The sequence below is a fragment of the Ruminococcus difficilis genome (assembly GCF_016680995.1).
Window position 1 is genome coordinate 151,861 of sequence record NZ_JAEQMG010000035.1, and the last position, 18,901, is coordinate 170,761.

Here is an 18,901-nt window from a genome sequence, read left to right on the forward strand (position 1 = left end):
GAGCGTAATCAATCGCATATTTTTGTACTTACACAGGCAGCCTCATGATGAGGTTGCCTGTTTTGTTATGTAGTTTAGCTGATAGACAAATCGGCGTTGTCGTGTTATAATCATAGCAGCATCAGGATTTGCAGAGGTATAAGAAAATGATCAGGCTGGTTACTGCTCTTGAAAAAGACAGAGATTTACTTTGGAATATCAATCAGAAGTATCTTTATGAGATGACAAATTACTATGACGATCCGATGGATGAGCATGGAAACTATCATTACGGACACTTTGATGAGTATTTTTCGCACCCGAAAAGAACAGCGTATCTATTGTACGATGATGATACCCTTATAGGATTTGCTATGCTCAATCCTTATTCCTGTATCGGAAAGAGTCCGGATTACACTATGGCGGAGTTTACTGTCTTTCCTGCCTATCGCAGAAAGCATCTTGCTTTTGATGTTGTGAACGCCATCTTGAACAAGCATCCCGGTCAATGGGAAATCAAGTACAACGAAAACAATCTCGCCGCTAAGCACCTGTGGAGTAAAGTGTCCGCTGCGTATTCACCGGAAGTGTTTCGCCTGAACGGCGAGGAAACGGTTCTCTTATTCAAAAAAAAATCTGATTGAAGGCAGCCTTTCACACGAGGCTGCCTATTTATTTGATAGACAAATCGGAGAAGTCGTGCTATAATCTTAGTAGCGCAAATCGGAATTTGTGGAGGAAAAGCATGAATCTGTCTATAAGAAAATGGAGAATCGAAGATAAATCCGATCTCGCATTCAATTTAAATAATCTTAAAATAATGAATAACCTTAGGGATGGACTGCCTTATCCATTCACAGAACAGGATGCAGAGGATTTTATCCGAACGATGTTATCGTCGGACAAAGACAGTACATTCGCATTTGCGATAACACTTGATGATAAGGTGATTGGAAGCATTGGTGTATTTCGACAGGATAATATCCATAGTAGAACCGCTGAAATGGGTTATTACATAGGAGAACCCTACTGGGGAAATGGATATATGACAAATGCAATCAAACAGGTCTGTCAATATGTATTTGAGAATACGGATATTATTCGTATTTTTGCTGAACCATTTGCACATAATACTGCTTCATGCAGAGCGTTGGAAAAGGCAGGATTTAAATGCGAAGGAATATTAAAAAGTAACGCTGTGAAATGTGGCAGTATCATTGATATGAAAATGTATGCACTTGTTAGAGCGTAATTCAAATTCTGATTTGAAATCCCCGAAATCATAGGCATTCGCCGCTGATTATAGGGCTTTAATGAAATCCTCTGAAACCGTTGAAAACAAAGGATTTTTCGCAATCTGCTCACCGAATCCCTTTATTAAATGTTACACCGTTTCTACAACGCCTGCGCCGCTCATAAGGGCAAAAGCAAGGGCAAGAAAAACCCATAACAGGATATAACAAGGTGTGGCAATCGGGAAGCTGTGGCATATGTGCGAATACATCAACGACACCATTATACAGGATGATTTCACAATGGAAAAGTACATTTTTGATAAAGACAATGGTTTGTGGTATGAGCTGCAGGGCGACTATTATTATCCCTGCCTGACAGTACCAGCCGAAGAGGAAAAGTCCATCGGGATATGGGGACAGCGGCACCTGCGGTTCATCAAGACGGAGCGAAAAGCCCTGTACACGGAGCTACTGACCAGCGGCAAGTTAAATACCTATCTGGCCAACATCAACGAACAGGCGAAGGAGCAAATGCTTCTGCTGACAGAGCAGATGGCAGAGCGTGAGGGCGTGACAGAACAGCTCAAAGCACAGGATCAAATGCTGTGGGTGCAGCGGATGAACAACATCCGGGACAGGGCAATAGAGATCGTAAATCACGAGTTGATCTATGCATAAGGTAACGGGCGGCGGGGAGCAATCCCCGCCGCTATTTGCCAAAAGAAAGAGCGCCGGATTGCAAAAAAAGTCTTGATTTTCAGCGGGTTGTGGCTGTGATTTTGATGTCGTAACAGTAATACTTACATATAACGCAACTAAACATAACGAAAAGCAAAGAATACTACTCTGGCACCGCTCTCGAAGCGGCTCGATAAACAGGGATATATTAACCGTATCAGGCTGGAGAACAATGAGCGCAGGCTCTTTCTTTCGCTGACTGAAAAAGGTGAAGCATTGAAAGAGAGGGCGCTTGATATTCCGAAGGCAATGCAAAGATGTATCGATCTTCCGCAAGAGGAGCTGATCCAGCTCAAATATCTGCTGAACAAGGCGCTGACGCGTATGGAGAGATAGGAGGTCTGTAGAAATGAAACCCGGAACAATTATTCTGATAGTCATTTTGGCACTTTGTGCCTGCTGCCTGTTTACACACCGGCGTGTTATTAAAGCACTTTTGAAGCATGAACCTATGCCGAAGGCTCCAAAGTGGCACTGTTGGGTAAAACCTGAGAATAGAAGAAGCTGAAACTGCGGAGGAAATAATGAAGACTCCCTCACCATCAGCAGCGGTGGGAAGCGGAAAATAGCGTAGAGTTTATTGACTATTTTGACTTTTGTGAGTATATTATAAGAAAGCAGACAAAGGCGCCTGATTGTGCCTGTGTCTGCTTTTTGTTATATGCGGGCTTGAGAGCAGCATGTCGAAGCAGGAAATAGAATGGTCATTTCAAAAAACTAAAAAAGGAGTCATCATGAGAAATCAACTGATTCTCGCAGCTGCAGCAGTACCGGATCTTAAAGTTGCAGATGTGGAATATAACACGAATCAGATCGTTCGTTTGATCAAAGAAAACTCTGCATGCGGTCTAATTGTTTTTCCGGAATTATCTGTGACCGGATATACTTGTGCTGATCTGTTTGGAAGCGGACTGCTTCTGGAGAAAGCCCAGGATGGCATGATCAGGATTGCTGAGGCAACACAGGAATATTCAGGCCTTACTGTGATCATCGGGGTGCCGATCCGGTTTGAAAACAATCTGTATAACTGCGCGGCCGTTATATCCGAAGGCAATGTCTGCGCCATCATTCCAAAACAATATATCCCTTCTTATTCTGAGTTCTATGAGGGTAGATGGTTCTCCTCCGGGAAAGGTTTGACAGAACGCTCCGTACGAATTCATGGGAAGGATATTCCTTTTGGAACGGATATTCTTGCAGAGGATCCTGAAAGCGGGGCTGTCCTGGGTATAGAAATCTGTGAGGATCTCTGGGTGCCTGATAAACCGAGCACACACATGTGTCTTGCAGGGGCAAACATCATCGCAAATCTGTCTGCCTCGGATGAGCTGATCGGCAAGGAAGAATACCGCAGAAGGCTTGTAGAACAACAGAGCGGGTCATGCTACTGTGCGTATGTCTATGCCTCTGCAGGGGTGGATGAAAGCAGCACGGATCTTGTCTTTTCGGGCCACACGCTTATTGGCCAATGTGGAACGGTTCTTCAGGAAGATATATTTCCGCTGTGCCCTTCCGTAAGCACCGGTGCCATTGATCTGGTGCGTATTATGTACGACAGAAGACATCAGAATACATTTGGGAACGCCGACGAGAACATGTATCGAAGAGTAAATGTAAATATACGGGCTTTCAGGAACGGCGAGGCATCGATCAGTGAAATGGCGGATATACTGAAGGAACTCCCTGTCGTACTGAGCAGAAATCCTTTTGTACCGTCAGACGACCGGGAGAGGAGAGACAGGTGCAGAAAGATCATGCGCATTCAGGCAAACGGTCTGGCAACAAGGATAAGGGCAACCGGGATTTATAATCTTCTAATCGGGATATCCGGCGGACTGGACTCCACGCTTGCTCTGCTCGTTTGCGCTGAGGCAAGGAGTATGGTTCCAGAGATTCGTATTATAGCGTATACGATGCCAAACAAAGGAAACACATCCGGTCTGACCTACAAAAATGCACGAGAGCTGATGCGACTTATCGCCGACGAAGTGCACGAAGTGCCGATCAGCGAAAGCGTTCAGATGCACCTGAAAGATATCGGACACAGCCCGGATTATCAGGGAGAAGGAGATTCTGCATACGAGAATGCCCAGGCAAGAATGCGTACATATATACTGATGGATGCAGCCAATATGATAAACGGGCTGGTCGTAGGTACGGGAGATCTTTCTGAACTTGCGCTTGGCTGGTGTACATACAACGGGGATCATATGTCCATGTATGCAGTGAATGCTTCCGTACCGAAAACGCTCGTAAAGTATATCTGTCGTACATATGCACAGTTCTGCAGCAGCGAAGAACTGAGGAGGGTGATTTTCGCAATATGTGACACACCTATCACACCGGAGCTTACTCCAAGCCATGAAGGAAAAATCAGTCAGATGACTGAGGAAAAGATCGGGAAGTATGATCTGAACGATTTTTTACTGTATTATACGCTCCGGTATGGATTCGAGCCTTCCCGTTCTGCAGCTTACGCGATGTGTGCTTATCCGGAATTGGAAAGGAAGGAGATAATCAAAGCAGCTGAACGTTTTTATATCAGATTTTTTACCCAACAGTTTAAAAGAAGCTGTTTGCCGGATGGACCTAAAGTGGGGAGCGTTTCTCTGTCACCGAGAGGAGATTGGCGAATGCCTAGCGATGCTTCAATGCGCTTGTGGCTGGACGATTTGAAGGATGTGATGAGATGAAACCGATTATAGGCGTCATGCCCCTGTGGGATGATGAAAAAGAAAGTATATGGATGCTTCCGGGTTATATGGAGGGAATACATCAGACGGGAGGTATTCCAATCATATTACCGTTTTCAACAGATGTGGGCGAGATTAAGAGACTGGCTGGATTGTGTGACGGTTTTTTGTTTACCGGAGGACATGATGTTTCTCCAAAATTATACCATGAAGAGCCAATGGATGGGCTTGTGTCCTGCTGTGAAATAAGGGATGACATGGAGACAGTTTATCTTCATGAAGCGATCAGTTCAAACAAGCCTGTGCTTGGTATCTGCAGAGGAATCCAGTTTATAAATGCTGCTCTGGGAGGGACGTTGTATCAGGATTTGCCTATTCAGCATTCTTCGGATATAGAACACCACCAGAAACCTCCATATGATGTTCCAATCCATGACGTAATGATTGAAAAAGATTCACCGCTATACCAATGCTTGAAAACAGAAACGCTTTCTGTGAACAGTTATCATCATCAAGCGGTAAAAACATTGGCAGACGATCTTAAAGTAATGGCTAAAGCACCGGATGGAATTATCGAAGCGGTTTATATGTCCGGGAATCGATTTTTGTGGGCAGTGCAGTGGCATCCGGAGTTTTCATGGAAGACAGATCCCAATAGTACGAAAATACTCAAAGCCTTTATAGAGGCTGCAGCAGAATGATGAAAGATGTATCAAGGCTCCCACACTACGCTGTATAAGTTCGACAATGAAAATCACAGATTTTCTGTCTCACTGCCGAAGGAAACGGTGTTTGAATTGAGCCTGGAGGAACCATATAGAGACGAGAGAACTGCACCATGAAAAGATCAATCATTTTCCTGATGCTCTTATGTCTGCTCATGTGTATGCCCGCTTGCGGAGCAGAACCTGCAGAACAACCGGGTGCTCATCCGACAGAAACATCAGGTGTCGAATCCGATCAGGAAATACCGGTTTCCAAAGACGAAACCGCAGATTCTGCTGTGACGGCAGAGAATGATGGTCCGGCGGAAACTGCCGAGCCAGTGAAGGAGGAACAGGAACAAATGCTTCAAATGAAAATCGGTGAAACTTCTGTGCAGGTGGAATGGGAAGACAATGAATCCGTGCAGGCACTGAGAGAACTGTGTTTCGGTCAGCCGCTTACCATCCGGATGTCCATGTATGGCAGCTTTGAACAAGTCGGCGCGATCGGGGAAAAGCTCCCGCGCAATGATAGACAGACCACCACAAGTGCCGGAGACATCGTTCTCTACTCAGGGAGCAATATCGTTATATTCTATGGCTCCAACAATTGGTCTTATACGCGGCTGGATCGGTAACGCAATACCTTACTTAATCACACACAGACCTATCACATCATTCAAGGCAAGTGCCTGATACATTTAATATATACTTTCAATCCGTTACAACGGCAAAAGGATTATTGCCATATTCTTCGGCATTACCGTGAGGCACACGGTATGACGAGAAGGCAACTGAGCGCGGCGACAGGGATCCCGGTTGGAAAAATCCAAGATTATGAATGAAACAATATGGCGCTGCATTATGAATCCGCAAGTATAATCGCCCACGCTTTAAACATCAAAAGCTCATTTCTCTTGGATGAATACACCGAGTTTTGCAAGCCCGGATATGGGAAGCGTATCCGAACTATCCGAATTCAAAGCGGATTAACGCAGGAGCAGTTTTCGGAGAGGTTAGGCTTTACCCGTTCCAATGAAAGTACATGGGAAGATGAATTAAATAACCGTCGCCCAAGCCGTGAGAGCTATCGAAAAATCAAACGAATGGCAATCGAAGCCGGTTTCGATGTCAGAAAGCTGATAGATGACCCTGATACCTATACGGATGAATATGCTGTCTTTATCGAGCGCGATTGCGGAAAGAAGATACGGCAGATCCGTTTAGCGCATGGCGTTGTGACAAAGGTGTTCGCTGAAAAGATCGGTTGTGATTGGCAAACGCTTGAACATTGGGAGATCGACCGTGCAAAGCCTCTGCGTAAATACTATGAACCAATCAAGCAAGCAGCGCGAGAAGTCGGAATCGATTTGGATATGCTCAATGTTGAACCCGATTACTTCGTCAGCGATTATCAAGGCTTTATCCAAGCTGACTGCGGCAGGAAGATCAAAAGCATCCGCATAGCTTGCGGCTGCGGCTTAAATCAATTTGGCAGGATACTCGGCTGTACGGGAGAAGCAGTCGCCAGGTGGGAGAAAAACATTTGTGTTCCCGAACTGAAATACTATAAGCAGATTGAACAGGCGGCAAACGATAATGGTCTTTCCATCAAAAGCCTGAATGAAACACCCGTGCTGATCAAGGACGAATACAAGGAATTCTGCGAAAGTGAGTTCGGAGAGGTCGTGAAAGCCATCCGACGCAACTATCATATGAAGCAAATAGATTTTGGACGCATGATCGGTGTGTCGCTAAGCACAATAGGAAATTGGGAGACGCGGAGTGTGATCCCCGACAGGGAACACTTCGCCAAGCTGAAAGAAATCGCGGCGAGAAAAGGAGTAAAATTATATGACGCATGAAGAACAACGTATCTGGTTGATCAAAGAACTGCAAAAGGATCGTTCCCAACTCAGCCATTACAGAATCCCGAATGATGAGCAGGGGCAGAAGGATCTGCTTCGTGGATTGATGAATATTTGGATGCCGAAGCCTATCAGCGAGGAATATCTACGAATTGAAAGCGAATATCTCAGAGCTGAAAACGAAGCAAAGGGTATCACAAAAATATCAGACCTCACCCCTGTTGAAAAAGACCTCTATTTATGGCAGGGCGACATCACAACGCTCTCCTGCGACGCGGTTGTGAACGCTGCCAACGCCCAGCTTTTGGGCTGTTTTAGGGTCTTACATTCCTGCATTGACAATTGCTTGCACATCGCTGCCGGGTTATCTCTGAGATACCGGTGCTTTGAAATCATGAGCGAGCAGGGGCACGAGGAGCCGACGGGTCAGGCGAAGATTACGCCCGGCTACAACCTGCCGAGTCAATATGTTTTGCACACAGTCGGGCCAATCGTCAGCGGTAGGCTCACCGAGGAACACTGCGAGTTGCTGAAAAGCTGTTACCTCTCTTGCTTGAAGCTCGCCGAAGAAAACGGATGTGAGAGCATCGCGTTCTGTTGTATTTCCACAGGCGTGTTCGGATTCCCGCAGCATAAGGCGGCTGAGATCGCCGTATCAACTGTTAAAGAGTACAAAAAAACAACAAGCAGCGATATCAAGGTAATCTTCAATGTGTTCAAGGATGATGACTTGATGATTTATCGCAACTTGTTGAATTGTTGATTTTCGGAGCCGGTTACCCCGGCTCCTTTTTGCATAAAGAAACGCTGATACGGTGACTAACATTTTTGTTTAGCTTCAAGTGAAATTATCAAACAGCCTTATTAAATGAAAAATGGCTTAAACACTGACTTTCTGAGCTAAAACCACACTATTTATCAACACTTTTTGCTTGAAATCCGAAAAGGAAGTCACAAATTACCCTACTTTCTCACAAAAACGCGACACGGCTGAAATCCGGACGTTTTAGAGCTGCTTTGGACTACATCAGCGGCGTTTTATACTTAACATATTATTATGCTGTTGAGGTTGTTTTCTGTAGAATGTAACGCATAAAAAGGCGGAATTGGCTGACCGGGTTCTCAGCTCATTTAAAGAATTCTTTCACGCAGCCGAGGACGAGCTTGTTGGTGATGTCGATCACCTCGTCCATCGGGATTTTCTTTCCGTCCTGAACCCATTCGCGGTAGGCGTTCAGCGCGGCGTTGTTGATGAAGCCCGTCAGGACCTTCTTTTCATAGTTGTTGAGCTTCTGATATCACTCATGATGAAGCACTATCCGGGTCAAGCTGTCTGTATGTTCTGATGATCAAATACAAAGATATCATAAAAGTCAACACGTCAGAAACGGGCATGGAATATAATACGCCGTCGAGCCCGAAAAACCTCGGAAGCAGCAGCGCGAAGCCTACGCCGAACACGATCTCACGGACCATGGATAGCAAGGTGGATTCCACCGCTTTGCCCATCGCCTGCAGGAAGATGAACGTCGCCTTGTTCACGCAGGCGAGCACGATCATGCACAGGTAGACGCGGAACGCTTTGACGGCAAACTCGGTATAGTAAGCGCTTTCGTTCGCGGCACCGAATATCTGTATCAGGAGATGGGGGAGAAGCTCTACGATCAAAAGCGCAACCGCTCCGACGCAGGCCTCCGCGATCAGCAGCTTTATGAACAGCGCCTTGACGCGGCTATAGAGCTTTGCTCCCATATTGAAGCCGACGATCGGAATACAGCCCGCCGCCATTCCGATGACGATGGAGATGACGATCTGGAAGAACTTCATGACGATGCCGACTACCGCCATCGGTATCTGCGCGTACTGCTCCTGAGAGAAGATCGGATCGATAGAACCGTACTGTCGGATCATATTATTGATTGCCATCATCGCCGCTACCAGTGAGATCTGCGCCAAAAAGCTGCACAAGCCGAGCGACAGAGTACGCTTGACGATGTTGCCCTTCAAACGAAGATCGCCGAATGTCGGCTTGATGAGTTTTGCGCGGCACAGATAAACAACCGCCAGTATTGCGGTAATAATCTGACCGATGACGGTCGCGACTGCCGCTCCCATCATGCCCCACTTGAACACAAAGATGAAGATCGGATCAAGAATGATGTTTGCGACAGCGCCTGCCAAGGTGGAGATCATGGCGAACCGAGGACTGCCGTCCGCGCGGATGATCGGGTTCATCGCCTGACCGAACATATAAAAGGGAATCCCGAGCGTGATCCAGAAGAAGTATTCCTTTGACAGCTCGAACGTCTCGTTGTTGACCCTGCCGCCGAAAGCGGTCAGGATCGGCTGTGCAAAAATCAGATATACCGCCGTCAACAACAGACTTCCGGCGATACAGAGCGCGATAGAATTACCAACGCTGCGTTTTGCGTCGCCGCTGTTTTTTGCTCCGAGCGAGATGCTGACAAAGGCACAGCAGCCGTCGCCAATCATCACGGCGATACCGAGCGCGATCACCGTCAGCGGAAAAACGACCGTATTCGCGGCGTTGCCGTAGGAGCCGAGATAGTCGGCGTTGGCGATAAAGATTTGATCGACGATATTATACAGCGCGCCGACCAAAAGCGAGATGATACACGGTACCGCGTACTTTCGCATGAGCTTGCCGATCTTTTCCTCGGCAAGATAAGAGTGATTTTCCATATGATTACCTCCGTAAAAACGAAAACTGCGCAAGCCCGAAATGTCGGACTTACGCAGTTTTGCTACTCACATTGATCTGGATTATATCATTTGTTTATCAAAAAATCAAGCGGTTAATTCCACTCTGCTTTTCTGTTTTTCATATCCTTATGGAACAGTAATTTGAAGATTCTTCTGACGATCGGTTGTATAAAAAGATGCTGGGAGAAGAACGCAAACGGCAGCTCAATTTTTCTCAACGATTTCGATATTACCGGTCAGAATATCGACATATTGCAGGGAGTGAATCCTCGGTACGCCCGTCGTGTATTCTTCAATGGTAAAGATGTTTTTATAGACGCCCTTGATCTCTACCTCGTCATTTTTCAACTCCAGTCTCGGATGGTTCAATCTGACATTGATACGAATCCGAGGAGAGACGGAATACAAATAATTTACCTTTTTCTTAATCATATCAAGCTGTGTCATTTTATTTCCTCCAAAAATACAGAAAACGTGTAACGCCAACCGGACTTACGCGGTCATACGCTACACGTTGTAATAGTATTATAGCACTTTTGAAAGGATTTTTCAAGCAAGATTGAACCATTTACAAACGCTAAGGTTTAGAATTACTCCAAAACCGGTGGTTTTCAGTCAGTCATAATTTATCGTCAGACATCATACGAATGGGCTTGTGAAAAACGCGATCATCAAATAACGATGACCGCGCTTTCCTCAGAAGGAAAAAGATACACAGTACGAAGGGAGAGCTCAATTGATTCCCTTTATCTGAAAAACTAAATCTCAAAAGATAATTTTTTTGCTTATTCCGTCAGCGATTTGCCGAGTGCTTCGCACGCGGCGATCGCTTCATCATCGGGAGCCTCGTTGCAAATAACCGGTTCCGATACCAAAACCGCGCCCGCATTTTCGCATTCTTCTTTCCAGCTGCGCATCCATTCGCCGTCGCCCCAGCCGTATGAACCAAACAGGGCGATTTTCTTGCTGCTGAGCTTCGGAATACAGGCGCCGAACATCGGCTCAAATTCATCCTCTTCGAGCTGCTCCGCTCCCATTGACGGACAGCCGAAGGCGATGGAATCGTAATCGTCGATCATCGCTTCGTTGAAGCTGTCACAGGTGAATACCGCGACCTCCGCTCCGGCGGCTTTCGCGCCGTCTGCTACGGACTGCGCCATCGCTTCGGTGTTGCCTGTTCCGCTCCAAAATACAATTGCTGTTTTCATATAAACATCTTCCTTTCTATTCTGTACCCTTAAGGGCTTCTACCATATCTATTTTTTTATTCTTTCCGGCGACCATTAAGCCGACCAACAGCGACACGCCGAAGGTCAGGAGAATCGAAACGCTGTAAGTAAGCGCGCCTAACATCAGCTTCATCTCGTATTCTCCGGCGAGCGCGGTGAGCAGCCACTGCAATACGCCTACGCCCGCGGGCAGACCGATGATCACACCGATCACAGTCAGCCAAATGTTCTGTGAGATCAAGAGCTTTCCGATGGTTCTGTTTCGGAATCCCAGCACTTTTAGCGTGGCAAGCTCGCGTGAACGCTCTACATAGCTCATAATACCGAGATTGTATAAAACAACCACGCCGAGGATCACGGCGGCGACAACAAGAATGATCACCATGCTGTCCATGATTTGAACAAAGCTGTTGAAGGTCTCCATCAGCTGCGTCTTGTCCTGCTTGCCCGCAATCAGATCAGAGCTTTTGATCTCGTCTGTTTTCTTATCTGTGTAGATAGAGGAAATACTGTATTCGATCCCGAGCCGGTCGGCAAGCGCTTCGGTCATGGTGACGCTCTCGGTCATAACGGAGCGGTTATATCCGAGCACCTTCGCCTTAAAGGTATCCTTTGAACCATAGGGAGAAAATTCGATTTCATCCCCGATATCGGCTTTATCCTTCAAGCGCAGGCAGAGATACACGCCCTCGTCGCTCAGCTCGATCCTGTTGTTGTACTCGTCAATGACGTTGAGCATATGATTGGGATTATGTATGATATCGAGCGTAACGGTATCGCCGCCCATGCTGATTCCGCACAGGCTTTCCCAGTCGCCGCCAAGCTCCTCGTACAGCTCCTTTGACTTTTTGAGATCAGCGTCGTCAATGAGATTGACCTTTGTGGTGTAGTTGGAAATATCCTTGTCAAGCAGCTCCAAAAAGCCGGACATGGTGTCACGCATCCCCAAGCCGCCTACCATCAGCACCATACAGCCGACAATGCCGAACAAGGTCATCGCCGAGCGGCTTTTGTGACGGCTGAGATCGCGGATATTCCACTTTGTTCCGAAAGAGAGCTTATTCCAAAAGCGGAAGCGCTCAAAAAAGATTTTACGCATCTTTTTCGGCGAGTACGGGCGCAGCGCGTCGGCGGCGGTGCCTTTTAGCTGCTGTCTGACGGAAAGATAACTGATCAGCGTCAGCAGTAATACAGTACCGATCAACACCGGATAGCAAAACCCCGGTATTACCGCGCTCCAATCGGGCATATCAAAGTAGGTGCCCATCATACCGTCCTCGCTCATAATCAGCTTACATACGCCGTAGCCGAGCGCGATTCCCAAGCCCGCGCCGACCAAGCCGATAAACAAGCCGTAAGAGGTGTAATGACGAAGTATTCTGCGGTTTTTAAAGCCGAGAGCCTTCAGCGTCCCGATTTGTGTTTTCTCCTTGGTGGCGATGCGGTGCATTGTCGTTACCATCGTGAGAATGGCAATGGCTAGGAAAAGCACGGGCAATACAGAGCCCATCGTTTTTCCTTCCTCCGCTTCGCCCATAGCCTCCTTGTAAACGACATGATCGTCCTTCGGCGTTACCATGATCGTTCTGCCGAGCGCATTTTTAATCTTGTCCTCCAGCGCTTCCTTTGATAAGCCTGAGAGCAGATTGACCTGCGCGAACACCTTGTCAGCCGCATCGCTCAGCATTTCGTCTGTAACAAATAGCTTTGTCAGGCTGTCGTCAATGAATTCCTCGGGAACATTCGATTGTTTCAACTCATCGGCAAAGTCGCTTTTTATCTTTACCTCTAAAACCGAGCGCAGCTTTTTGGGGGAGATATAGGCGTAGCCGTAGGTGTTGTAATCGGGCATCATCTGGTTTTTGTCTGCGACGCAGATCATATGCTCGCCTGATTTGATCAGCCCGACGATCTCGCCGCTGATTACCGTTCCCTGAAATGAGAGCACAAGCTCGTCTCCGATTTGGTAATCATTTGCGGCTGCGAATTTATCGCTCAGCCAAAAGCCGTCGCCGCTTTTATCATACTCGGCGCCCTGCGTTACAAGGAAGGTGCTGACGGAGTTATTCTCGCTTACATCAAGCGCAAGACTTTTATTCTTTTCGCCTTTTATATCAAGATTGACGGACAGATAGCGCGTCGCCGCGTCAACGCCTTCAATGGCGCTTATCTTATCCAAGTCCTCTTTTGTAAAGCCTTTTTCCGAATAAAGGCGGTAGTCGGCATATTTGGTCTGCTCAAAGAATTTGCCCGTATCGGCCTCGATGGTTTTCCACTCCATATTGAAGCCGAGAAACATTCCGATGCCGAGCGTGATCATCAGGATCATCGAGATGAACTGCGCCTTGTAGCCCCATGCGGTTCGAAATAATTTGCGCGTCAGCATCACCATTCCACCTCGTCGGCGTTCAGCGGATTTTCCTGTTCATTGATCGAGCGTATTTTACCGTTTTTTACACGGATCACCACATCAGCCATTTTTGCGATGCTTTGATTATGCGTCACGATCACGATCGTTTTTCCGTAATCTCTCGCCATGCCGAGCAGGAGCTTTAATATCATCACGCCGGTCTCGGAGTCGAGAGCGCCCGTAGGCTCGTCGCACAGTAGGATCTTCGGATTTTTGGCAAGCGCACGCGCGATAGAGATCCTCTGCTGTTCTCCGCCGGACAGCTCCGACGGAAAATTGTGAAGATGGTCGGATAGTCCTACCTCGGCGATCATTTGCTTTGCGTCAAGCGCGTTCTTCGTGATCATCGATACAAGCTCTACGTTTTCATATACGGTCAGCGTAGGGATCAGATTATAAAACTGAAAGACAAACCCGACCGTCGCCGCGCGGTAATCGGCAAGCTCGTTGTCGGACAGGGTGCTGATGTCTCTGCCGTTTACGGTGATCTTACCTTCTGTCGGGCTGTCAAGTCCGCCGAGCAGATTGAGCAGCGTGCTTTTCCCGGCTCCCGAGGGACCGAGAATGACGACGAACTTTCCCTCATCCAGTGAAAAGCTGACCTGATCGAGCGCTTTGAGCTCGTGGTCGCCGCTTGTGTATGTTCTGGTTACGTTCTCAAATTGTACGATAGACATATCATTTTCTCCCGAAGAGCGAAAAACGCTTCTTCTCATAAGGCTCTGATCTCATCTCCAAAACCCGATAGCCCGTTTTGCCGATCGCTTCACGCAAGGCCTTTTCGTCAAGAGGCTCATCGCTGATGATCTCCGTCGTTCCCTTTGCGCGTGAGGAAGCGACCTTTTTGATTTTGAAGCTTTGACGAATCGTATCGTTGATATGGCTCTCACACATACCGCACATCATCCCATCGATTATAAGCGTTGTTTTTATCATCATAACCTCCTAATCGGCAACCGCTAATTTTGCGAGCGGCTTGCCGGCGCACCATTGCTTTTTATAAATACCGGTGCATTTTTTATATTGCTCAAAGAGCTTTTGTGCTTTTTTCTCGTCTGAGTAGACCTTCCAGCAGCCTGAGCACTTTGCGCCGCAGGCTTTATTTTCGATAAACCCTTTGACGTCATCGACAGGATACCCCAGAAACAGCCCGATCTCGTGAGGGAACTCATCGCCCTCGCCGAGCCGCTTTATCAGTCGCGCAAGGCAGCTTCCGCATTTCTGCGTGCAATAACCGCGCTGCGAGAGCAGCTCATCCGCTTCTTTGCTTTGAACATCAGGCAATAACCGCGAAGGGCGATAAGCGTAGATCAGAACCTTCCTGTCTTTGAAACGGAGCGGCATAAAGCGCACTCCCTTGTTTCTTAAAGAAATATTAAGCTCTCTTAAAAACGCATATACCTCGTTTTTACTGTTATAGGAACAGCTGAACAGACTGCCCGTTTTGATTCCCGCCAAGGTAGGCGAGCAGTATTTTACAATTGTTTCCTCTGACATAAGAACCTCGATAAGCTTAGTTAGCTTACGCTAACCGCATGCGGTAAAAGTTAGCGGTTAGTTGCCGCTAACTAATAGTTTATTACATTTCTCTTGTTTTGTCAAGCCCTATCAATCAAAATATCATGTCAAACTGATTCGGCAATTGTTTTTCACTTTTTTCGATTACAGCTTTCTCCCTAATTGATATGCCTTCTCAGGATACCCGCTGCGCCTCGTCATCGACGGCGAGCCGCAGCCGCAGCCGAGCACCATGCCCATGTCATTGAAGTTGATATATCTGACTAAGGTTTTATAATTCGCTTCGAGCGCATCGAACGTCCGGTCGTCGGCGTTCCACGCCACTGTCAACAGCGCTGACTTCAAATGTCTGCTGTTCAGGCTGCTATTGTACGCGCAGAAGCGGTCGATCACGGTCTTGAGCTGCGCGGACATACCGTAGTAGTACAGCGGCGTAGCAAATACGACCATATCGGTGTCCAAAAGTGTACGGCGAACGATCTCGTTGTCGTCCTTCTGCACGCACGGTCCCTCATAGCCGCAGCGCATACAACAGCGCCGATCTTCTCCTATCCTTTTTTTGTGACCGATCTGAGGAAAAGCGAGAGCAGATACGCCGCGAATCCCCATGCGAGGAGCATTGCGAGATTCTCGAGGAGTACGAGCCACCATGCCTTTTCATAGTCGAGGAAGGCAAAGGGATTTTTGAACAGCATATAGTTCAATATATCAGACTTGAAGAACAGATAGAAGCCGTAGACGGAGATGCCCGTCATCACGATCCCGAGGACGATCCTCGCCGTTTTGTTTTGCAGCTTTGAAACCATAATGCCGAAGTGCAGTCCGAGGTGCAGACCCATCAGCACGAACGACCAGTGCGACATCGCCAGATGTCCCTGCCGGACGATAGACGACGGCAAAATCCCGTTTAAAAACGGCGTTGCGAACCGGCTCATCATCATACCCGATAATGCCGTACACACAAAGGACAACAACAGCAGAGTATTGACAATCAGCTGAAATACTCTCAGTGCGTTATATTTGCCCTTGAATATCGTCGTGTAAAATCTTCGGTTCAAGATTTGATGCACAACGGTCAGCGCGAACATCGAAACGCCCAGCCACTCGTGCGCGAGCTGCTCCGTTACCTGAAACGCCATCAAAAGCAGTAGCGTGACCGTTAACGCTATATCAATGACCCGTTTGACAATGGTTTTCGTTTTCATTCGATCCACACCTTCTCATAAGATAGACCGCAAGCTCCGTGCAGAAACACGGAGCTTTCTTCGATCATTATTTCATTTCCTTTTCCCAGAAGCGAATGGCGTTGATGTTCAGCGTGTCGGCTGTCTTTTCAAGGTGCGCGACCTCTTCCGCGGTCAGCGTGACATTCGCTGCCTTGACAGCGTCCTCCACGTGCTTTTCCTTAGTCACGCCGATGATCGGGAGCGTGCCCTTTGCGATCGCCCACGCAACTGGAATCTGTGCGATTGCAACGCCGTATTTTTCGGCGAGCTTTTTGAGCTCGGCGTTCAGAACCTCGATCTTATCGAGAACGGGATTATAGGTCTCCGCTCTCGCCGAGCCTGCCAACATCGTCAGTTTCATTTCTTTCTACCCCGATTCCAAAAACGATTATTGTCCGATTTCGTTATACAAAAGCGTTTCGGCTCACTTGAAAAATCCTCTTACGCCGCCGAGAACGAGCTTGTTGGTGATCTCGATCACCTCGTCCATCGGGATATTCTTTCCGTCCTGCACCCACTCGCGGTAAGCATTCAGCACGGCGTTGTTGATAAAGCCCATCAAGACCTTCTTTTCATATTCGTTGAGCTTCTGATACTTCTTCGATCTGCTCCACGCCGCGTCGTTGACCTGATCGGTCATCTCGTCGCGGATCGCGTGATATGTTCCGCCGCAGGTGATTTTTTCGTAGGCAACCCCCTGTTCGGACGCGTAGAGGAAGAACTCGCGGTTCACCTTGTCGAGGTCGTCGGGCAGCGCGTAGTCCTTCACGCGTTCAAGAAATCCCGCGGACAGCTCCTCCTGCATTTCCGCAAGCAGCATATCCAGCGTTTCATAGTAATGATAAAAGGTCTTTTTATTGATCTTCGCGCGGTCGCAAAGCTCCTTGACCGTGATCTTCTCATAGTCCTTTTCGCAGATCAGCGCTTCGAACGTGCTCTTGATGGCTTCGATCGTTTTAATCACTCTTAAATCTTCATTTCCGGTTAATATCATAACAGCCCTCCGTATCGCAACGATAGTTACATAATAACAAATCCCGAATTATCTTTCAAGCGTTTTTCAAAAAGGCGCGGCGGAAATTCCGTCACGCCTTGTTGTTATACTCTTTCAAATTCGGGACGCCATGCCGCGAAGCTGTTTAGCTGTTCGTCGGTGCGATGGTAGTAGCGCGTATCCTTATCGAGCTTTGCGATCTCATTCATCTCATCATCGGTGAGCGTAAAGTCGAGAATGTCGAGGTTATCTTTGATGTGCGCAACATTCTTACTACCGGGGATAACGACAAAACCCATCTGCGTGTGCCAGCGGAGGATGACCTGAGCGGGTGACTTGCCGTACTTTTCACCGAGCTTGACAAAGATCGGCTCTTCCATCAGGCTCTTGTCGCCGTGACCGAGCGGATACCAGCTCATCAGCTTGATGCCGTACTTGTCAAGGGCTTTTCTGAGCTCCTTTTGAGTAAAATACGGATGCGCCTCCACTTGGATGAACTGGGGTGCGATCTCCCATTTGTGCTGTAATTCGTCGATGTATTTGCCCTCAAAGTTTGAGATACCGATCGACTTCGCCTTGCCCTCCTTGTACGCCTTTTCAAGCTGACGGTAGCCTGCGAGCCAGTTGCCTGCCGGCTGGTGGATATAGAGCAGATCTACATAGTCCACGCCGAGGCGTTCGAGCGTTTCATCGACCGCATTCTCGTTCTCGTATTCACTGGGCCAAAGCTTGGTGGAGATGAATACTTCTTCTCTTTTGAGACCGCTCTCTTTAATGCCGCGACCCACCGCACGCTCGTTGACATAGGCGTTCGCCGTATCGACCAGCGAGTAGCCCATCTTCAGCGCCTCGCGCACGCTGTTTTGAGCGTCCGCAGGCTTGAGCATAAAGGTTCCGATCCCGATTACGGGACATTCGATTCCGTTGTTGAGTTTAATAGTTTCCATCGGTCATTCTCCTTTATATTTTTTTCAAATTATCTAACAGCTTTTGTCGCCCAATCTGTTACCTGTTTCTCCGAGCCGGAAGCGCTGCCGCCGTGAACGGCGAGGCTTGCGCCGATCTTCGCGCCCTTGCAGGATGCGGATATGGTTTTCGGCACGCCGCCGAGAGCCGAGCCCTCATGCGTGACGACATAGTGGACGGTCTTGCCGGTGAAGTCAAGGGCCTCGAGCTGGGTGTATAATGCCATCGGATAGATACCCCACCAGTTGGGACCGACGATGAAGATGTTGTCGTACTCCGAAATATCGTTGAGCATTTCTTTGAGTTCGGGACGAGCCTTTGCTCTCAGCTCCGCTTTTGCTTCCTCAATACAAACCATATAATCCTTGTCATACGGCTTGACGGTATCAACCTCGAACACATCGGCGTCAATGGCGTCTTTAATAAATTCTGTGATAATTTCGGCGTTACCTTTGACAAGGTTTTTGACAGAACCGTTAACATAGTTCTGTCCGCGTCTGGAATAATAAATTACTAAACTCTTCATATTGTCCTCCTGTATTTCTTGAAATTAATTTTAGCAACTTTAGTTTCTTATCTTGCTTATATTATAAATCGGTTTTCGGAAAAAAACAACA

General features: G+C 47.6%; 21 protein-coding genes. 8 read left to right on the forward strand and 13 right to left on the reverse strand.

Annotation, left to right across the window (positions count from 1 at the left end):
- Positions 1 to 146: 146 nt before the first annotated feature.
- The 8 genes from JKK62_RS02370 to JKK62_RS02405 all read left to right on the forward strand — a co-directional run bounded on the left by JKK62_RS02370 (position 147) and on the right by JKK62_RS02405 (position 7,980).
- Positions 147 to 623, forward strand: coding sequence for a GNAT family N-acetyltransferase (locus JKK62_RS02370; RefSeq protein ID WP_201426801.1), 477 nt, complete (start codon positions 147 to 149; stop codon positions 621 to 623).
- Positions 624 to 724: 101 nt separating this feature from the next.
- Entirely contained in the window at positions 725 to 1,231 is a 507-nt protein-coding gene (locus JKK62_RS02375) for a GNAT family N-acetyltransferase (RefSeq protein ID WP_201426802.1), read from the forward strand.
- A gap of 283 nt (positions 1,232 to 1,514) precedes the next feature.
- On the forward strand, positions 1,515 to 1,892 hold the full coding sequence (locus tag JKK62_RS02380) for a TnpV protein (protein ID WP_201426827.1): 378 nt from the start codon (positions 1,515 to 1,517) through the stop codon (positions 1,890 to 1,892).
- Positions 1,893 to 2,632: 740 nt separating this feature from the next.
- Entirely contained in the window at positions 2,633 to 4,645 is a 2,013-nt protein-coding gene (locus JKK62_RS02385) for an NAD(+) synthase (protein WP_243411727.1), read from the forward strand.
- Entirely contained in the window at positions 4,642 to 5,346 is a 705-nt protein-coding gene (locus JKK62_RS02390) for a gamma-glutamyl-gamma-aminobutyrate hydrolase family protein (protein WP_201426803.1), read from the forward strand. Before JKK62_RS02385 ends, JKK62_RS02390 begins: the two co-directional genes overlap by 4 nt.
- A gap of 137 nt (positions 5,347 to 5,483) precedes the next feature.
- The gene (locus JKK62_RS17430; RefSeq protein WP_243411728.1) at positions 5,484 to 5,987 is read left to right on the forward strand and encodes a cyclophilin-like fold protein; all 504 of its coding nucleotides are present in this window, start codon (positions 5,484 to 5,486) and stop codon (positions 5,985 to 5,987) included.
- Positions 5,988 to 6,455: 468 nt separating this feature from the next.
- A complete protein-coding gene (locus JKK62_RS02400; protein WP_201426804.1) occupies positions 6,456 to 7,214 on the forward strand; it encodes a helix-turn-helix domain-containing protein in 759 nt (252 codons plus the stop codon).
- A complete protein-coding gene (locus JKK62_RS02405) occupies positions 7,204 to 7,980 on the forward strand; it encodes a protein-ADP-ribose hydrolase (RefSeq protein ID WP_201426805.1) in 777 nt (258 codons plus the stop codon). The genes JKK62_RS02400 and JKK62_RS02405 overlap by 11 nt, the downstream gene beginning before the upstream one ends.
- A 539-nt stretch (positions 7,981 to 8,519) precedes the next feature.
- Here JKK62_RS02405 and JKK62_RS02410 read toward each other — a convergent pair.
- The 13 genes from JKK62_RS02410 to JKK62_RS02470 all read right to left on the reverse strand — a co-directional run bounded on the left by JKK62_RS02410 (position 8,520) and on the right by JKK62_RS02470 (position 18,810).
- Positions 8,520 to 9,920 carry an MATE family efflux transporter gene (locus tag JKK62_RS02410; protein ID WP_201426806.1) on the reverse strand — a complete coding sequence of 467 codons (1,401 nt, stop codon included), beginning with the start codon at positions 9,918 to 9,920 and terminating at the stop codon, positions 8,520 to 8,522.
- Between the two features lie 225 nt (positions 9,921 to 10,145).
- On the reverse strand, positions 10,146 to 10,388 hold the full coding sequence (locus JKK62_RS02415) for a Veg family protein (protein ID WP_201426807.1): 243 nt from the start codon (positions 10,386 to 10,388) through the stop codon (positions 10,146 to 10,148).
- Positions 10,389 to 10,726: 338 nt separating this feature from the next.
- A complete protein-coding gene (locus tag JKK62_RS02420) occupies positions 10,727 to 11,149 on the reverse strand; it encodes a flavodoxin (protein WP_201426808.1) in 423 nt (140 codons plus the stop codon).
- Between the two features lie 16 nt (positions 11,150 to 11,165).
- Positions 11,166 to 13,556, reverse strand: a complete 2,391-nt coding sequence (locus JKK62_RS02425) for an ABC transporter permease (RefSeq protein ID WP_201426809.1) — start codon at positions 13,554 to 13,556, stop codon at positions 11,166 to 11,168.
- Entirely contained in the window at positions 13,556 to 14,257 is a 702-nt protein-coding gene (locus JKK62_RS02430; protein ID WP_201426810.1) for an ABC transporter ATP-binding protein, read from the reverse strand. Before JKK62_RS02430 ends, JKK62_RS02425 begins: the two co-directional genes overlap by 1 nt.
- Before the next feature lies 1 nt (position 14,258).
- Positions 14,259 to 14,516, reverse strand: coding sequence for a heavy-metal-associated domain-containing protein (locus JKK62_RS02435; protein WP_201426811.1), 258 nt, complete (start codon positions 14,514 to 14,516; stop codon positions 14,259 to 14,261).
- Between the two features lie 9 nt (positions 14,517 to 14,525).
- Complete coding sequence (locus tag JKK62_RS02440; protein ID WP_201426812.1) at positions 14,526 to 15,077, reverse strand: DUF3793 family protein; 552 nt, start codon at positions 15,075 to 15,077, stop codon at positions 14,526 to 14,528.
- Positions 15,078 to 15,242: 165 nt separating this feature from the next.
- Positions 15,243 to 15,626, reverse strand: coding sequence for a flavodoxin family protein (locus JKK62_RS02445; RefSeq protein WP_243411729.1), 384 nt, complete (start codon positions 15,624 to 15,626; stop codon positions 15,243 to 15,245).
- A 20-nt stretch (positions 15,627 to 15,646) separates the two neighbouring features.
- Positions 15,647 to 16,303, reverse strand: coding sequence for a DUF4405 domain-containing protein (locus tag JKK62_RS02450; protein WP_201426814.1), 657 nt, complete (start codon positions 16,301 to 16,303; stop codon positions 15,647 to 15,649).
- Positions 16,304 to 16,370: 67 nt separating this feature from the next.
- Positions 16,371 to 16,685: an aldo/keto reductase gene (locus JKK62_RS02455; RefSeq protein ID WP_201426815.1), complete on the reverse strand. Its 315-nt coding sequence runs from the start codon at positions 16,683 to 16,685 to the stop codon at positions 16,371 to 16,373.
- A 63-nt stretch (positions 16,686 to 16,748) separates the two neighbouring features.
- Positions 16,749 to 17,318 carry a TetR/AcrR family transcriptional regulator gene (locus JKK62_RS02460; RefSeq protein WP_201426816.1) on the reverse strand — a complete coding sequence of 190 codons (570 nt, stop codon included), beginning with the start codon at positions 17,316 to 17,318 and terminating at the stop codon, positions 16,749 to 16,751.
- A 104-nt stretch (positions 17,319 to 17,422) separates the two neighbouring features.
- A complete protein-coding gene (locus JKK62_RS02465) occupies positions 17,423 to 18,265 on the reverse strand; it encodes an aldo/keto reductase (protein WP_201426817.1) in 843 nt (280 codons plus the stop codon).
- A 29-nt stretch (positions 18,266 to 18,294) separates the two neighbouring features.
- Positions 18,295 to 18,810 (reverse strand): flavodoxin, encoded by a 516-nt coding sequence (locus tag JKK62_RS02470; protein WP_201426818.1) that lies wholly within the window; start codon positions 18,808 to 18,810, stop codon positions 18,295 to 18,297.
- Positions 18,811 to 18,901: the final 91 nt, after the last annotated feature.

What these genes read in the sequence shown, in the direction of transcription:
- JKK62_RS02400 (WP_201426804.1), top strand. Translation starts at nt 6,456, where the DNA reads ATGGCAATCGAAGCCGGTTTCGATGTCAGAAAGCTGATAGATGACCCT.
- JKK62_RS02385 (WP_243411727.1), top strand. Translation starts at nt 2,633, where the DNA reads ATGTCGAAGCAGGAAATAGAATGGTCATTTCAAAAAACTAAAAAAGGA.
- JKK62_RS02410 (WP_201426806.1), bottom strand. Translation starts at nt 9,920, where the DNA reads ATGGAAAATCACTCTTATCTTGCCGAGGAAAAGATCGGCAAGCTCATG.
- JKK62_RS02370 (WP_201426801.1), top strand. Translation starts at nt 147, where the DNA reads ATGATCAGGCTGGTTACTGCTCTTGAAAAAGACAGAGATTTACTTTGG.
- JKK62_RS02380 (WP_201426827.1), top strand. Translation starts at nt 1,515, where the DNA reads ATGGAAAAGTACATTTTTGATAAAGACAATGGTTTGTGGTATGAGCTG.
- JKK62_RS02445 (WP_243411729.1), bottom strand. Translation starts at nt 15,626, where the DNA reads ATGCGCTGCGGCTATGAGGGACCGTGCGTGCAGAAGGACGACAACGAG.
- JKK62_RS02420 (WP_201426808.1), bottom strand. Translation starts at nt 11,149, where the DNA reads ATGAAAACAGCAATTGTATTTTGGAGCGGAACAGGCAACACCGAAGCG.
- JKK62_RS02390 (WP_201426803.1), top strand. Translation starts at nt 4,642, where the DNA reads ATGAAACCGATTATAGGCGTCATGCCCCTGTGGGATGATGAAAAAGAA.
- JKK62_RS02455 (WP_201426815.1), bottom strand. Translation starts at nt 16,685, where the DNA reads ATGAAACTGACGATGTTGGCAGGCTCGGCGAGAGCGGAGACCTATAAT.
- JKK62_RS02425 (WP_201426809.1), bottom strand. Translation starts at nt 13,556, where the DNA reads ATGCTGACGCGCAAATTATTTCGAACCGCATGGGGCTACAAGGCGCAG.
- JKK62_RS02440 (WP_201426812.1), bottom strand. Translation starts at nt 15,077, where the DNA reads ATGTCAGAGGAAACAATTGTAAAATACTGCTCGCCTACCTTGGCGGGA.
- JKK62_RS02430 (WP_201426810.1), bottom strand. Translation starts at nt 14,257, where the DNA reads ATGTCTATCGTACAATTTGAGAACGTAACCAGAACATACACAAGCGGC.
- JKK62_RS02435 (WP_201426811.1), bottom strand. Translation starts at nt 14,516, where the DNA reads ATGATAAAAACAACGCTTATAATCGATGGGATGATGTGCGGTATGTGT.
- JKK62_RS02465 (WP_201426817.1), bottom strand. Translation starts at nt 18,265, where the DNA reads ATGGAAACTATTAAACTCAACAACGGAATCGAATGTCCCGTAATCGGG.
- JKK62_RS02460 (WP_201426816.1), bottom strand. Translation starts at nt 17,318, where the DNA reads ATGATATTAACCGGAAATGAAGATTTAAGAGTGATTAAAACGATCGAA.
- JKK62_RS02405 (WP_201426805.1), top strand. Translation starts at nt 7,204, where the DNA reads ATGACGCATGAAGAACAACGTATCTGGTTGATCAAAGAACTGCAAAAG.
- JKK62_RS17430 (WP_243411728.1), top strand. Translation starts at nt 5,484, where the DNA reads ATGAAAAGATCAATCATTTTCCTGATGCTCTTATGTCTGCTCATGTGT.
- JKK62_RS02470 (WP_201426818.1), bottom strand. Translation starts at nt 18,810, where the DNA reads ATGAAGAGTTTAGTAATTTATTATTCCAGACGCGGACAGAACTATGTT.
- JKK62_RS02375 (WP_201426802.1), top strand. Translation starts at nt 725, where the DNA reads ATGAATCTGTCTATAAGAAAATGGAGAATCGAAGATAAATCCGATCTC.
- JKK62_RS02450 (WP_201426814.1), bottom strand. Translation starts at nt 16,303, where the DNA reads ATGAAAACGAAAACCATTGTCAAACGGGTCATTGATATAGCGTTAACG.
- JKK62_RS02415 (WP_201426807.1), bottom strand. Translation starts at nt 10,388, where the DNA reads ATGACACAGCTTGATATGATTAAGAAAAAGGTAAATTATTTGTATTCC.